The organism is Arcicella sp. GW458-12-2-14-TSB2 (assembly GCF_059423785.1).
The window spans coordinates 11,987-26,853 of sequence record NZ_JBWKYN010000021.1; the positions used below are offsets into that span (position 1 = coordinate 11,987).

The 14,867-nt window shown below is 35.1% G+C and carries 8 protein-coding genes; 2 read left to right on the plus strand and 6 right to left on the minus strand.

The annotated features are described in order from the left end of the window. Positions 1-23: 23 nt before the first annotated feature. Complete coding sequence (locus tag AC07XN_RS04925) at positions 24-3,143, plus strand: serine hydrolase domain-containing protein (RefSeq protein WP_494742230.1); 3,120 nt, start codon at positions 24-26, stop codon at positions 3,141-3,143. Between the two features lie 196 nt (positions 3,144-3,339). On the opposite strand, the gene AC07XN_RS04930 is transcribed toward AC07XN_RS04925, so the two are convergent. Then, positions 3,340-3,915, minus strand: a complete 576-nt coding sequence (locus AC07XN_RS04930; protein ID WP_494742231.1) for a peroxiredoxin-like family protein — start codon at positions 3,913-3,915, stop codon at positions 3,340-3,342. A 224-nt stretch (positions 3,916-4,139) separates the two neighbouring features. On the opposite strand from AC07XN_RS04930, the gene glyA reads away from it, so the two are divergent. Then, on the plus strand, positions 4,140-5,432 hold the full coding sequence (gene glyA, locus AC07XN_RS04935) for a serine hydroxymethyltransferase (protein ID WP_309921678.1): 1,293 nt from the start codon (positions 4,140-4,142) through the stop codon (positions 5,430-5,432). A gap of 105 nt (positions 5,433-5,537) precedes the next feature. On the opposite strand, the gene AC07XN_RS04940 is transcribed toward glyA, so the two are convergent. Genes AC07XN_RS04940 through AC07XN_RS04960 form a run of 5 tightly spaced genes read right to left on the minus strand, consistent with a single transcriptional unit; the run spans position 5,538 to position 14,738 of the window. Continuing rightward, the gene (locus AC07XN_RS04940; protein ID WP_494742232.1) at positions 5,538-8,561 is read right to left on the minus strand and encodes a type I restriction endonuclease subunit R; all 3,024 of its coding nucleotides are present in this window, start codon (positions 8,559-8,561) and stop codon (positions 5,538-5,540) included. Next, complete coding sequence (locus tag AC07XN_RS04945; RefSeq protein ID WP_494742233.1) at positions 8,539-9,519, minus strand: HNH endonuclease family protein; 981 nt, start codon at positions 9,517-9,519, stop codon at positions 8,539-8,541. The genes AC07XN_RS04940 and AC07XN_RS04945 overlap by 23 nt, the downstream gene beginning before the upstream one ends. Further along, entirely contained in the window at positions 9,516-11,420 is a 1,905-nt protein-coding gene (locus tag AC07XN_RS04950) for an AAA family ATPase (protein ID WP_494742234.1), read from the minus strand. Before AC07XN_RS04950 ends, AC07XN_RS04945 begins: the two co-directional genes overlap by 4 nt. A 55-nt stretch (positions 11,421-11,475) precedes the next feature. Beyond that, the gene (locus AC07XN_RS04955) at positions 11,476-12,912 is read right to left on the minus strand and encodes a restriction endonuclease subunit S (RefSeq protein ID WP_494742235.1); all 1,437 of its coding nucleotides are present in this window, start codon (positions 12,910-12,912) and stop codon (positions 11,476-11,478) included. After that, positions 12,912-14,738, minus strand: a complete 1,827-nt coding sequence (locus tag AC07XN_RS04960) for a type I restriction-modification system subunit M (RefSeq protein WP_494742236.1) — start codon at positions 14,736-14,738, stop codon at positions 12,912-12,914. Before AC07XN_RS04960 ends, AC07XN_RS04955 begins: the two co-directional genes overlap by 1 nt. Positions 14,739-14,867: the final 129 nt, after the last annotated feature.

A 14,867-nucleotide genomic window follows, 5' to 3' on the forward strand; every position in this document is an offset into this window, starting at 1 on the left:
TAATCAACTAATCAGCATTTTGTATGAAAAAATTCAGCTTCATCACTTTTATACTTTGTACTTTCCTTACTCTTCACACTAAAGCCCAAGACCTTTTCCCAAATGCTAACAAGCGTTGGGTCGATTCTATTTTCAATTCCCTTTCTGTAGATGAAAAAATAGGACAACTTATGATGCCTAGGGGCAATTATAGTTATGATTATGATACTGCACGTTTATATAAAATAGTAAGAGATTATCACGTCGGAGGTTTTGTTTTCTTTAGGAATCGCCCAACGGCACAAGCATTGATGGTAAACAAGCTACAGGCTATGTCTAAAGTACCTATGTTAATAGGAATGGATTTGGAATGGGGACTTGAAATGCGTTTAGATAGCACAGTGCGTTTTCCATACCAAATGACCTTGGGCGCTATGCAAGGTAACGAGCAATTGTTAGAAGAAATGGGCTTACAAATTGCCCAACAATGTAAGCGAATGGGCGTGCATATTAATTATGCACCAGTGGTGGATGTCAATAATAACCCTAACAACCCCGTTATCAATTTCCGTTCTTTTGGTGAAAATCGCGAGAAAGTTACCTCTAAAGCTTTGGCTTATATGCGTGGCTTACAAAAAGGTGGTATTATTACTTCTGCTAAGCACTTCCCAGGGCATGGTGATACTGGGGTGGATTCTCACACAGACTTACCCGTAATTCCCCATAATAGAACCCGACTAGATTCTTTAGAGCTTTTCCCGTACCGTGCGTTAATCGAAAATGGTTTACAAGGTGTGATGGTTGCTCATTTAAGCATTCCTTCGCTGGATACTACCAAAAATTTAGCTTCTACTTTATCTAAAAATATTGTTACTGATTTATTAAGAAAAGATTTAGGCTTTAAGGGATTGGTTTTTACAGATGCGATGGATATGCAAGGGGCTGTAAAATTCTTTCCTGAGGGAACTGCCAATGTAAAAGCTATTTTGGCGGGTAATGATGTGTTAGAAACTTTTATTGATGTGCCAGCGGCTTTCAATGCTATTAAAAAAGCCTTGGTAAAAGGAGAAATCTCGCAAGCGGATATTGATTTAAGGGTAAAAAGAATCTTGACGGCCAAAGCTTGGGCTGGTTTGGATAAATACCAACCTATTGAGCTTAAAAACTTGATTGCTGATTTGAATCCTAAAAAATCAGAAGTATTAAATCGTCAGTTAGCTGAAGAAACTATTACGTTGTTGAAGAATGACGAGAATATTATTCCACTCAGAAACTTAGACACGTTAAAAATTGCCTCTCTGAATATTGGCAATCCTACTTTTGGTAGTAAAAAACCTACTGATTTTCAGAAGATGCTTTCAAATTATACCGATGTTCAGCATTTTAATTTAGATGAAAATTCGAGCAATGAAGTGATTCAAGCGGTGAGAGATTCTTTGAAAAACTATAATTTGGTATTAATGGCTATCAATGGGCAATCGGTTCGTCCTGCCAAAAACTATAGTATTCATCCTAAAATACAGGAATTGGTAAAGGAGTTTGCCAATTCGTCTAAAACCATTGTTTCGCTTTTCTCCAACGCCTATACCTTATCTAAATTTGAAAATCTTGACAAAGCCAAAGCTTTAATGATTACATATCAAGAAAGTCCGCAGATGCATGAGTCTGTCGCAATTGCTGAATTGATTTTTGGTGCTATTGGTGCTAAAGGTAAATTGCCAGTAGGCGTAAGCATGGCGTTTAGATACAATGATGGTATTAAAACAGAAGCAATCAAGCGTTTTCAATATGCCGTACCAGAAGCTGTGGGCATTGATACGAAATTCTTAACAAGCAAAGTTGATTCAATTATTAATGAAGCTATCAGACAAAAAGCTACTCCGGGGGCAGTAGTATTAGTGGCAAAAAATGGCAAAGTAATTTTGCATAAAGCCTACGGAAAACAAACTTATGAAGGCACAGCAGTTTCTACCAACGATTTATACGATTTAGCTTCTATTACCAAAATCAGTACGTCTGTGCCTTCGATGATGAAAATGGAAGACGAAGGGAAATTTACGTTGAATACTACTATGGGTGAATTGATTCCAGAATGGGCAAATTCAAACAAAGCTCCTTTGATTTATAAAGATGTCTTTACGCATCAGGCACGTTTAAAAGCATGGATTCCCTTTTGGATGGACTGTCTGGATTCTACTAAAATGGTATTAGCTAGTAAGATTTATAAAGAAAAATATGCTGATAAATACGCTATTACTTTCTGGGATAAATTGTTCCGTCGTAAAAAGGCGTTAGCTAGAATGTGCCAAATTATCCAAACCGACAAGGCTCTTTGGAAAGATTGTATCAATTTGGTAAAAGACCCAACCATTTGGAAGCCAAAGACGTTCTCTTACACCAAATCAGGTGATTATTCTGTACAAGTAGCTGATAATTTGTGGTTGCATAAAGACTACAATAAAACAATTTATAAAGCCATTGAAGATTCACCTCTAAGAGAGAAAAAGGAATACGTTTATTCAGATTTATCTTATTATATGTATCCCAAAATCATTCCTCGCCTAACGGGAAAAGATTTTGAATCATTCTTGAAAGATACTTTCTATAAACCTTTGGGGGCTACTACGCTGACTTATAATGCGCGTGAACATTTTCCATTGTCGAGAATTGTTCCTTCTGAGTATGATTCACTGTACCGTAAAACGCTTATTCATGGGCGAGTACACGACGAGGGGGCTTCTATGTTAAATGGTATTTCTGGACACGCAGGACTTTTTGGTACAGCACAAGATTTGGCTAAATTGATGCAGATGTATCTTCAAAATGGATATTATGGAGGCAAACAATTTATCAAAGAATCTACGATGAAAGAATGGACGGCTTATCCTTTTTCAATAGAAGAAAATAGTAGGAGAGGAGTAGGTTTTGATAAACCCGACCGCAAACGTCCGGGCATTAGTGCGGCTGCAAGTGCTAGTCAATCAAGTTTTGGGCATTCTGGTTTTACAGGAACTTATACTTGGGTAGACCCAGAACATCAATTGGTATATGTTTTCCTTTGTAATAGAGTGTATCCAACCAGAAACAATTCAAAACTTTCTGACTTGAACGTACGCACAAATATCAACGAAGCGATTTATCAGGCTATTAAGAGAGGGATATAGGGGATTTGAAAATTTGAAGATGAGGTGATTTGAAGATTGATATTTTCAAATCACCTCATCTTTTTAGCATCTAGAAATGGTTTAATTTTATAATTAATATTTAAAATTATTACATTTTTCCAGAATCGAAAGATACTTCAATTTCATAATTAACATTTTCAAATCACCAAATCTTCAAATTTTCAAATTCAATCCCTTACAGCTTCATCAAAATATCCTTAATTTCTGCTCTTTTCTGGTAATTTTCGTCGAAGTGAAAGAATTCTATTTTACCGTTCTTGCCAATTACGTAGGTTGCAGGTACGGGCAGCATCCAATCTCCCTGTTGTTTTTGCAAATCTAAACCATAGCCTTTATACTTAGTTTGTAATTCGGGCGACATCTCATAGGCTACCTTCCACTGTTTCATGATTGCTCTGTCTTTATCATAAATAATTGAAAAGGTAGCCTTTGTTTTTTCAACGGCTTTGCTGATAGATTCTTCTGGTTCAGGCGTTATGGCAACTACCGTGGCATTTTTTGCAGAGAAATCTGGTAAGGCTTCTTCAATCTGACTCATGTACTTATTACAATACGGACACCACGCTCCGCGATAGAACATCACGACTACCTTTCCTTTTTTAGTTAATTCTTTTAAACTAACGATATTTCCTGCATGATCTTTCGCTGTAAAATCGGGTGCTTTATCACCAATTTTTAATGCCGTTGGGCCATCTTGTGCAAAAACTGATAATACACTGATTGTTAGCAGAATTGTTAATAACTTTTTCATTTATTCTGTTGATTTTAGTTAAATTTTCATCACAAATTTCAAAGATTTTACTTTCTTGGAAGGTAAGCATGCCGACATTTACAAAAATGTTTTTACAATCCATTTTTAAGCAGTATTTTTACCCATAAATTATCACATTGTTGATGAATTTATAACAATTTGTTGATTTTCTTTAACAGAACCAACCATGTACGGCATTTTAACCCGTGCAATCTTCTAATAAAATGGCAACAGCAACTTTCACGCTCGAAAGAGATACCGAAATTTTCAACTTGATTAATCAAGAAGCTCACCGTCAGGAGTACGGTATCGAATTGATTGCTTCAGAAAACTTTACTTCAAAGCAAGTAATGGAAGCTCAAGGCTCAGTTTTGACAAACAAGTATGCAGAAGGACTACCAGGGAAACGCTATTATGGCGGTTGCGAGGTAGTTGATCAAGTAGAAACAATTGCAATCGAGCGTGCTAAAGCATTGTTCGGTGCCACTTGGGCAAACGTTCAACCGCACTCTGGTGCACAAGCAAACGCTGCGGTTTTCTTATCTTTCTTGAATCCAGGGGATAAAATTTTAGGTTTCAACCTTTCGCATGGTGGTCACCTTTCGCATGGTTCTCCAGTAAACTTCTCTGGAAAATATTTCCAAGCGTTTTTCTACGGTGTAGAAGAAGAAACAGGATTGATTGATTGGGATAAAGTAGAAGCAACAGCTTTGAAAGAACAACCAAAATTGATTATCTGTGGTGCTTCGGCTTATTCTCGTGATTGGGACTATGTACGTTTACGTGCTATCGCTGACCAAGTAGGCGCTATTTTATTAGCAGATATTTCTCACCCATCGGCTTTGATTGCTAAAGGTTTATTGAACAACCCAATGCAACACTGCCATATCGTAACGACAACTACACACAAGACGTTAAGAGGTCCTCGTGGTGGTTTGATTATGATGGGTCAAGATTTTGAAAACCCATTCGGCTTAAAAACCTTGAAAGGCGAATTGAAAACAATGTCAGCTTTGTTAGATGGCGGTGTTTTCCCAGGTACACAAGGTGGTCCATTAGAACACGTAATTGCCGCTAAAGCAATTGCTTTCGGAGAAGCCCTTACAGACGATTTCCAAGCGTATGCTGAACAATTGCAGAAAAATGCCAAAGTAATGGCTCAGGCATTTGTTGACAAAGGATATAAAATTATCTCTGGCGGTACAGATAACCATTTAATGCTTATCGACTTACGTCCAAAAGGATTGACAGGTAAATTGGCTGAAAACACGTTGATTAAAGCTGATATTACTATCAACAAAAACATGGTTCCATTTGATGACAAATCTCCATTTGTTACATCAGGTATGCGTGTTGGTACTGCTGCGATGACTACTCGTGGTATGAAAGAAGCTGAAATGTTACATATCGTAGAGTTAATCGATAGCGTATTGATGAATCACGATAACGATACATATTTAGGTTCAGTGAAAACAGAAGTAAATAAATGGATGGAAGCATTTCCATTATATGTTTAATCGTTTTTGATTGTTGACCAAAACAAAACCCTGATAATTCTTGTGATTATCAGGGTTTTGTTTTTTATACGTCTTGTGTTTCTTTTTAAATCTGTATATGCTGATTTATGGTCTCAAATTATTAAGCCCTTGATTAAATATTTCTTTTACCATTCCAAACAGCATCGAGTTAAAATCTTCTTTGGCTTCTTTGTTATCTGTAATCAATTTGTAGAAGTCAAAATTGGTCATTACGTGTTTTAATAACTCTTTCTGTCCTACTGAATCACTGGTTATTCTTGCATTTTGTTCATCAGAGTATTTTAGGGAATTGGCTAAATCTTCATTTCTTGCCACATCATAAGCAATACTTTCAACCATTTGCCTTACTTTGTCGGCATCTTCAAATTGTGTCCCAAAACGGTCATTAAAACTTTGTAGAATATTCGATAACCTATCTATTTCTGGTTGATTTTTTCCACCTCTCATATCCGTTGGAATAGGCTTCAAATCTTCTCCTTGCTCCATCGCAATATTGGTTGTTGCTTCTAACTGCAAACGGTAACTATCCATATCAATATTATCTAATATTCCTTGTGCAAAATCGGTGGGTGTTTCTGCCCCCAATTTGTTTTGCAAATGATTCAAGAAAATATACAGTCTTTCTAAATATGGGTTTTCAAAAGGTACAATCTGAGAAAGGAAAATATACAAACGAACATAGGTTTTAACCTTTGCTCTAAAATCCATCTGTTGTTCTTCGTCTAAATCATTCTTGAATATATACGATGACCTATCGAGGATGGCATGGAGTTGGTCGATAGCACCATTCGACAAAATCTTTTCAGAAAATTCATATACCTGCTCTTTGGTATAAACTTGGTAATTATCTAAAACATCTTGCAAATCAAACAATTTATTAGGGTCTGTTCCTTCACCTAAAATGGTGCTTTCATAATATGGTTTAAATGCGTTCTCTATTTCTTCAGCTGAGTTTGCAAAATCTAACACGAAAGTATCATGCTTTAATGGATGACTCCTGTTTAGCCTTGATAACGTTTGAACAGCATTTACTCCACCCAATTTCTTATCTACATACATGGTATGCAAAAGTGGCTGGTCGAAACCTGTTTGAAATTTATTTGCTACCAATAAAAAACGATACTCGTTTTTCTTAAACTCTGAAGGAATAGCATTACTTGCAAATCCGTTTAAACTTGCTTCTGTTTGCCCATCTACCTCTCCAGAAAATGCTACGACTGCTTTAAATGGGCTGTTTATTTTAAGTAAATAACTATCAAATGCCTTTTTGTATTTTACAGCATTGGCTCTCGAACTCGTAACTAACATTGCCTTTGCCAGCCCTCCCATTCTTTTTTTACGGATTACGTTTTCCATAAAATGTTCAACCATTAATATTGTTTTCTTTTTTATGGCATGTTCATGGCTTTCTACATAGGCTTTTAATTTCTTTTGTGCCTTTGTTTTATCATATTCTGGGTCGTCTTCAATCCTTTTCAGTAATGCGTAATAGCTTTGATAGGTAGTGTAATTCTGTAAAACATCCATGATAAAACGTTCTTCTATGGCTTGTTTCATTGAATACAAATGAAAGGCTCTATACTTCGTTTTATCTCCTTCCTCAAAAGGAACACCAAACAACTCTAAGGTTTTGTTTTTAGGCGTTGCCGTAAATGCAAAGTAACTGGCATTAGGCAATAGCTTTCTCGACTTTATTAAATCCGTAATTAAGTCTTCCCCTGTTACGGTATCATGGTCTTCGGTTTCTATTTCATCATCATCATTTGGTTTTGATAATGCCTCATTTAGCTTCCTTGCCATCTGCCCACTTAAACTACTGTGGGCTTCATCAATGATAACCGCAAAATTTACACTGGGCAATTCGCCAATTTCGGCTACAATATGTGGGAATTTTTGAATGGTAGTAATGATTAATTTTTTACCTTCTTCTAATGCTCCCTTCAATTGTTTACTTCCTTCGGTGATGGCTTCAACTACGCTATCAACTTGCTGAAATTGTTTAATATTTTCTCTGATTTGAGCATCTAAAACCCGACGGTCTGTTACGACGATTACGGTATCAAAAACATTGTTTTTCCCTGCTTTATCATGCAAACCCACTAATTGATGTGCTAACCAAGCAATAGAGTTTGATTTGCCCGAACCTGCCGAATGTTGTATTAAATATTTTTGTCCAGAACCTTTTTCTTGTGCATCTGCCAACAGACTACGTACTGCCATTAATTGGTGATAGCGTGGAAAAATAAGTTTTCGCTCCTTACTCGTTATAATTTTGCCTTTGTCGTCTAAGCTCTCTTTATCTTCTACGATGAGTTGACAAAAATTCTGAATAATGTCGGTAAGGTTTTTTTTAGTTAAAACCTCTTTCCATAGATAATCGGTTTTGATACTATTTTTCGGTGGGTTGCCAGCACCATTGTTATGTCCTTGATTAAAGGGTAGAAAATAAGTTTTATCTTTTTTGAGTTGGGTACACATCCAAACCTCTTCGGTATCTACCGCAAAATTTACCATCAATCTCCCTAATCTAAAAAGCTCTTCTTTGGGGTCTCTATCGTTTTTATATTGTTTTATGGCATGATGAACATTTTGTTTGGTAAGCTCATTCTTTAATTCAAAGGATATAACTGGAATACCATTAATGAATATCATCATGTCCAACGATTTTTTGTCGTTGGGTGAATAATAGACTTGTCGCATCACCGAAAACAAATTGGCTTGATATAATGTATTTGCCTCTGTATTGTAGGTAGAAACTGGCTTATCGTAAAATAAGTGTAGTTTGGTATTGGTAAAACCCTCTGTTATTCCTTTGCGAAGCAAGTTGATAAGACCACCCATTGGCATATTTTTAGCGAGGGTTTGGTCTGTTATTTTTTTATTAATCAACGACACCACTACTTTTTGCCATTGTTCTTTATGGTGTTTTTTAATTTTATCTATCGCTTTGGCTTGGGTAGATTCTAAGAATTGAAAAAGTAGGTCTGTATCAAGACACAAAACATTGTTATATGCCTTGTTGTCTCGTAATAGGTATTTATTTTCTTCAACTAAATATTGTGTAATATGGGCTTCTAAGCCTTTTTCAGTGGTGTCGGTGTGTAGCATAGTTTTTAATTAATTTTTGATAAAATGCCACTTCTACAAAATAAAAAGGTTCCAATTCATTATTTGAATCAGGTAATGCTTTTTGAACAATTAGTTTACTTATGGATTCCCTTAACAAAACAGGGTCTTCCAAGAGGTAATTCATATTCTCCGTAAAATAGCGTTCAACATTATTCCACTTATTCTTTCTGCGGTCTTTTAGTGAAGAGCAATTTAAGTTCAGTACTTCTATCGAATTTTCTATTATTAAATCGTCTGCATTGTTAATTATATCAAAATCAATATCCCCTTCATTTGAAAATTGTAATCGATTTATAATCGAGATGTGGGCATTAAGGCATGGATTAATTATGTTAGTGATAGTAGTATTACCATCAAAAACGCTCTTACTGTCATCACAATGTGGGGGAATTGGGATTTTTATCTCATCTCCAGCATTAACAGCTTCACCTATCCCTGCATTATGTTCTAAGATATTTGCCTCTGAAATATCTGTAATTTCGGCAAGGTCAGCAATTGAGTTGATAAGTTTGCCTTTATATGATTTTCCGATTTCAACCTTTTTCACATTGCTACTTTCTTTGCAGGTGAGCATTAGATTGTTGTAACTAAAAATTAAATCTTTATGACGGTTCTTTGGAAGAAAGTGTTCGATGGCATAATTTGAGTATTTCCAACAATTATTTTCTTCGTCCCAATTTCTTTCGATTTTATTAGCACAATAGCAACACAGCCCATGTTGCTCTTCGTATAAGGCATCTAACAATTTGTTTCTGACTTCAATGTCACTAATTTCAGTTGGGGTTTCAAGACCAAAAGTTTTACCAAATTCAGCCCAAATTGTACTGCCTTTTCTTGGGCTTGCAATCCATTCGTTAATAACAGCCTCATTTTCGTTTAGCCATTGGGTAAAAATTGCAGGATGGTTTATTGCTTGCTTTTTCTCAAAATATCTCATTTGGCTAATATTTCTTTAGTTCTAATAAGCATTTTCATTCTTAATAACTCAGAATCATTGGGATCTATATCTGAAAAACTATTTGAAATAAACTTTTTAGCCTCCTCTAATTCGTTGTCATTGATTAATTTAGAAAGTTTGGTAAATCTTTCTTGGACTTTTGATACAAATCGACCGTTTACTCCAAAAAGCTTTTCAGATAGCTTATCAAGATTAGCACCATAAGCATTAAACTCTTCAAAAGTCTCAATATCAACTACATTTTGGGTTTTGATGCAGGTATAAATCTTTATTTTATCGCCTGGAATACTACCAATAATGTAGGGAGAATGAGTTGTTACGACAAATTGCACATTCGGAAATCTTCTAACCAAAACCTCTAAAATTTTGGTTTGCCAAAGTGGATGCAAATAGGTGTCTATTTCGTCAATTAATACAATGGCTGGTGTTTTTGTAAAATCCGTTTCGCTTGATGGTGTAACTTCTTTCAAACGCTTCATAAAATAGCCAATCCATCCAAAAACATTATTGTACCCTTGACTAATTAAGTCGAATAATATTGGAGAGCCATTTTCACCTATTTTAACCCAAATAGGATGCGTACTGTGCTCGGTTACAACAATTCTGTCTAAGGTGATTGTTTCACCTGTTACTTCCGAAATAATTTCAAATACTTCCTTCAACAATGCTCTCTCTAAAGGGGTAGCTTCACCTTTGACTTGTTTATCGTTGGCTAAATTATTCAATCCTCTTAGCCAATCGGAAAATGCCCCAAATCTATTATCTGGTTTATTGTTGAGCATTGAAATGGCATCACTTATATGAGGGAAAACTTTATTTTGAGCAGCATTCTTTTCCTTCTCTTCTTCTTGAAGTTGGGGAAAAGCTAAAAATAAACTTTTGTATTTATCATCACTGATATTTCTGAAATCACTTTCACTATCATCACTTACTTGAGGGTCATTATTTTCTGAGAATAGAATCACCTTATTATGATAAAGTGTTGCATCATCGCTCTGCAATGTAGATTCTACTCGGTAATATATTTCAGAAAACCCTTTTTCGGCATATTTAGGTGTTCCTGAGTCTGTTACGCCTTTGATATGCAGTAAATTTCTTAGACGTGAAGTAAGCAACTCAGAATCTTCAATTCCCATTGTTTCATTTTGCTCATAACCTGTAAAAGCTAAAACCAAGGCTCTCAAAATGGACGTTTTACCAGTTCCGTTCAATCCTATAAAGCAAGTTAGGCTTTCGTGGAAACGTATTTTATTGGAATTTGAGAATAATGAAATATTATTGATTTCCAATGAGTCAAGAGTAATTGACTTCACTTCATCATAATCAGCTTTAAATTCATAATCTTTCTTTATCTTCTTTCTTTTAGTATCAATACGTTTCTTGTTTTTTTTAAACTCTTCCTCAGAAATTGGCTCAAACAAATCACTTAATTGATTGCTCAGGATAAAAGCATCAATAATTTTCTTATCCCTTCTCAAGAAGTCATCTAAGGCCAAAATGTAATCGTTACCTTTATAGTTTTTTACCCAATGTTCAAAGGTGTCGCCTGATTTTGCTCTTGTTTTTTGTTGCATACCGAGAGCTTCCGCAACGTTGGTAAAGAATTCTATTTTTATTTTATCGTCATAAGAAACAAATTCTAAGCGACTATCTCCTTCTTTAGAAATGGAAAAGTAAATATTGGGTGTTTTATTTCTCCAATCTAAACCAGACCAGAACGAAAATGCCAAATAATCATCGTTGCCACTAAACCAGTAACCTTTGTCTATTCTATCGGCTCTGTTTTTGGCTCTGAGGGTAAATCTCAATTTCTGGTCACTAAGGGTTTCGGTCAAATGATTAAATACCTTTTCATGAATTATTGAAATATTATTTTCCATTGTTTTACTGATTATTTTACCAATACTTTTTGTGTTCAATAAAGATAGTTTTTATTTATTCAATTCCATACTCAACTTCATCTTCAGCCGCCAAACTAAATTCTCCTTCCAATTCTTCATAGACTTCCTCTTCTAAGACTTCAGCAATTTCATAATCTCTTACATCTATCTTCCCAGTTACGGCTTCGGCTATCAGTGCTGTTTTATATTCTTCTACCAAGGAAATTTCCTTCTCTATGGTGGAAATGGTAGTGTTAATGAAGGCGGTTTCTTGTTCGATGTAGGAAACAATATCTTTTTGCTCAAAAATATTTGGAAGCCATATATCTATCTTTGACAAGTCCTTATAATAGATTGCTGAGACATTAGTCGTGCCTTTGGCTATTAGCTTTAGAAAATTAAGTATTGCGTGTGAATTGAAAAGGTAATTCATAAATTCATTATTTACCTCCGATTTGAAAGATATCCTAAGTATGTTTGAATTGTAAAGTGATAAAGGAAGTTCATTTCTCCAAAGCCCAACTTTTCCAACTAAGTCTGCACTATTTCTGGTATTGAACAGGAAATCACCATAGTTCAAAATGTGCCTTACTTCGTAAAAGGAATCTTTTTTTAGATATTCGATTCTGCTTAACTTGATAAATGACCTATCAAGATTTCCCATTTTCATAACCGGAATTCCGTCTGAAACTTCCGAACTGTCATAGTTTCCACCTAATTCGGCACTTATTATTATGGTTGACAACTTCCTAACCTCCCAATGCTCAGGAATATCGCCCAACCATTCAATACCCGAAGGTTTCATTTTTACATTTGGGTTTAAACCTTTGGTAACTGCATCATTAATAATAGCAGATTTTTGTTCATTCAACAACTTTATCAATTGCTTTTTCTTAGCTATAAAACGGTCTATTTTGGATAATTTATAATCTAAGAAATTGGCAATGGCTTGTTGTTCAGAGTAAGATGGTTTTATTCCAAAGGCGTTAACTAAATCATATACTCCTAATCCTACTCTTGTTACTCCGTTAGAGCAAATTTCAAATTGTGAGTTAAATTTTTTATGTTGAAATAATCTAAAAAGGTATTTTGCATAGACATCATTGTTAGCCCTAATAACAGATAAATGATAACCGCAAACGACATTTGTTAAACTTTCAGTTACAATGGCTGGTACAGCAATATCATTTGATGTTTCAGAATCCTTTGTAATAATCACATCATCTTTCAATAATGTAAATTTTTGTATTTGTTCATTAGAAGCCGTAGCAAGCATGAATTTCATTTTGTCAGAGATAAAGTCATTTTTGTAAACATCTGTATAATTACAAAGACGAACTTGAGTTTCTCCTTCTCTTGAATGTTTATCTACATTACTTGGAAAGCAAACAGCTAAATATTTCAACTTCCTCACCTCCCAATGCTCAGGAATATCCCCCAACCAAGCAATGCCAGAGGGTTTGTATTTAGCGTATGGTTTTATATTTTTCATTATTCAATAATTTCTTTTAAAAGCCCGTCCGTTTCTTGTTCTAATTTCAAAATATCTGCTGCTATTTCGCTTAAAGGTCGTAAGCCTTGGTACTGGTAAAAATATTTATTGAACGCAATTTCATAGCCTATTTTCATTTTGGTTTTATCATACCAAGCATCAGGAGCAAAAGGCAATACTTCTTTTTTGAAATAGTTCTCAATCAATACTTCATGCGATACTCCTTTTTGCATGGGTACATTTTCAATATCTTTTAAACTACTATCAGATTTTTTCTTGCCTTTACTATCCAAAATAAGTTTGCCATGCTCATCTTTTTCAGGTTGATGTACCGATATTTGATAAAACCCAAAGTCTTCATTATCAAATATTTTACTGTAAGTATTCTCTTCAAAAGCAAAATACAATGCTTGAACGGCTTCAATATGTCCTGTTGTTAATTCGTTTCGTTTGCTTCCCAATGATTTACGCATTTTTTGGTAAAACTCAGCAGAAGAAGCATTGATAAGCTGTATTTTTCCCTTGCGTTTTTCTTCTTTTACATTGCTGATAAACCATACATACGTAGCGATACCAGTATTGTAAAAAATATCGTTTGGTAGTTGTACAATACATTCCAGCAAATCATTTTCGATAATGTATTGGCGAATCCCACTTTCACCACTACCAGCATCGCCTGTGAACAAAGCAGAACCATTATGAACAGAGGCAATTCTACTACCACCGTCTTTAGGGTCTTTCATTTTAGAAAGCATGTGCAACAGAAACATTAACTGTCCGTCGTTACTTCTTGAAGTCAAACAAGTTTCCTCCAATTCACCTTTAAAGTTTTTGATTTTAAGGTTAAAGCGTTTGTCAATGATGCTTACTTTCTTTTCAGTACCCACATTTAGGTTATCAATATCTTGTTTCCAAGTAGTGCCATAAGGAGGGTTTGTGAGCATGAAATTGAATTTCAAATCTGGGTCAAAACCATATTCGCTTAGGGTAGAGCCAAACTTAATTTTGTCAGGGTCTTCTCCTTTCAGCAACATATCCGACTTACAAACCGCATACATTTCACCTGTATTTTCCTGTCCGTATAAGTGAAATGTAGCCGTAGATTTGATTTCACCTTCGGGATTAGTGGCGAATGATTTAGATTGAGTAAGCATCGCCCCCGACCCCGCACAAGGGTCATATACCAAGAAAGTACCTTTTTGAATTTTATCTTTTACAGGCAAATACACCAAATGTGTCATTAATTCAATGATTTCTCTCGGTGTAAAGTGTCGCCCTGCTGCGGCATTTGTTTTTTCATTGAATCTGCGAATCAAATCTTCAAACATATAGCCCATAGCCATTGGCGATATTTTTTCAGGTCTTAATTCTACTTTAGGATTGCAGAATTTTTCAATGAGGGCAAAGGTAATTCCAGTCGTTTCAAAGGTTTCTAATTGATTTCTGAACTTAAACTTACTGATAATGTCTTGCACATTTGAAGAATAACCATTGAGGTAATCTACAAAATTGGCATCTATATTTTTAGGGTCAGCCAATAGCTTTTTCATCGTAAAAGCAGAGGTATTATAAAACGCCAAGCCAGAACCATGTTGCTCACTGCTAAGCAAACCTGATAAATCATCCATTTTACCTTTAAAAGCCTCATAAGTTTCCAAAACTTTATCTTTAGTAGGCTCAAGAGCCAAATCCAAACGACGTAAAACTGTCATTGGAAGAATTACATCTTGGTACTGGTTTTCAAGGAATTTATTAATCAAAACATCATCTGCAACTGTCCAGATGAAATTGATAATAGGTTGGAGAGATTGTGTATTTAAACTCATAATGGAAGACTAATGCTAGTTTTTTTGTTTAATATAATTTCGTGAAATTTTGCTTTAAAACAAAAAGAGGACATTGCGTTTACAATGTCCTCTTTTTGCTAATACTTAAAAATGTTTGAGGAACTCAAT

Coding starts and splice junctions, on each gene's coding strand:
- AC07XN_RS04925 (WP_494742230.1), top strand. CDS start 24: ATGAAAAAATTCAGCTTCATCACTTTTATACTTTGTACTTTCCTTACT.
- AC07XN_RS04930 (WP_494742231.1), bottom strand. CDS start 3,915: ATGAAAAAGTTATTAACAATTCTGCTAACAATCAGTGTATTATCAGTT.
- glyA (WP_309921678.1), top strand. CDS start 4,140: ATGGCAACAGCAACTTTCACGCTCGAAAGAGATACCGAAATTTTCAAC.
- AC07XN_RS04940 (WP_494742232.1), bottom strand. CDS start 8,561: ATGCTACACACCGACACCACTGAAAAAGGCTTAGAAGCCCATATTACA.
- AC07XN_RS04945 (WP_494742233.1), bottom strand. CDS start 9,519: ATGAGATATTTTGAGAAAAAGCAAGCAATAAACCATCCTGCAATTTTT.
- AC07XN_RS04950 (WP_494742234.1), bottom strand. CDS start 11,420: ATGGAAAATAATATTTCAATAATTCATGAAAAGGTATTTAATCATTTG.
- AC07XN_RS04955 (WP_494742235.1), bottom strand. CDS start 12,912: ATGAAAAATATAAAACCATACGCTAAATACAAACCCTCTGGCATTGCT.
- AC07XN_RS04960 (WP_494742236.1), bottom strand. CDS start 14,738: ATGAGTTTAAATACACAATCTCTCCAACCTATTATCAATTTCATCTGG.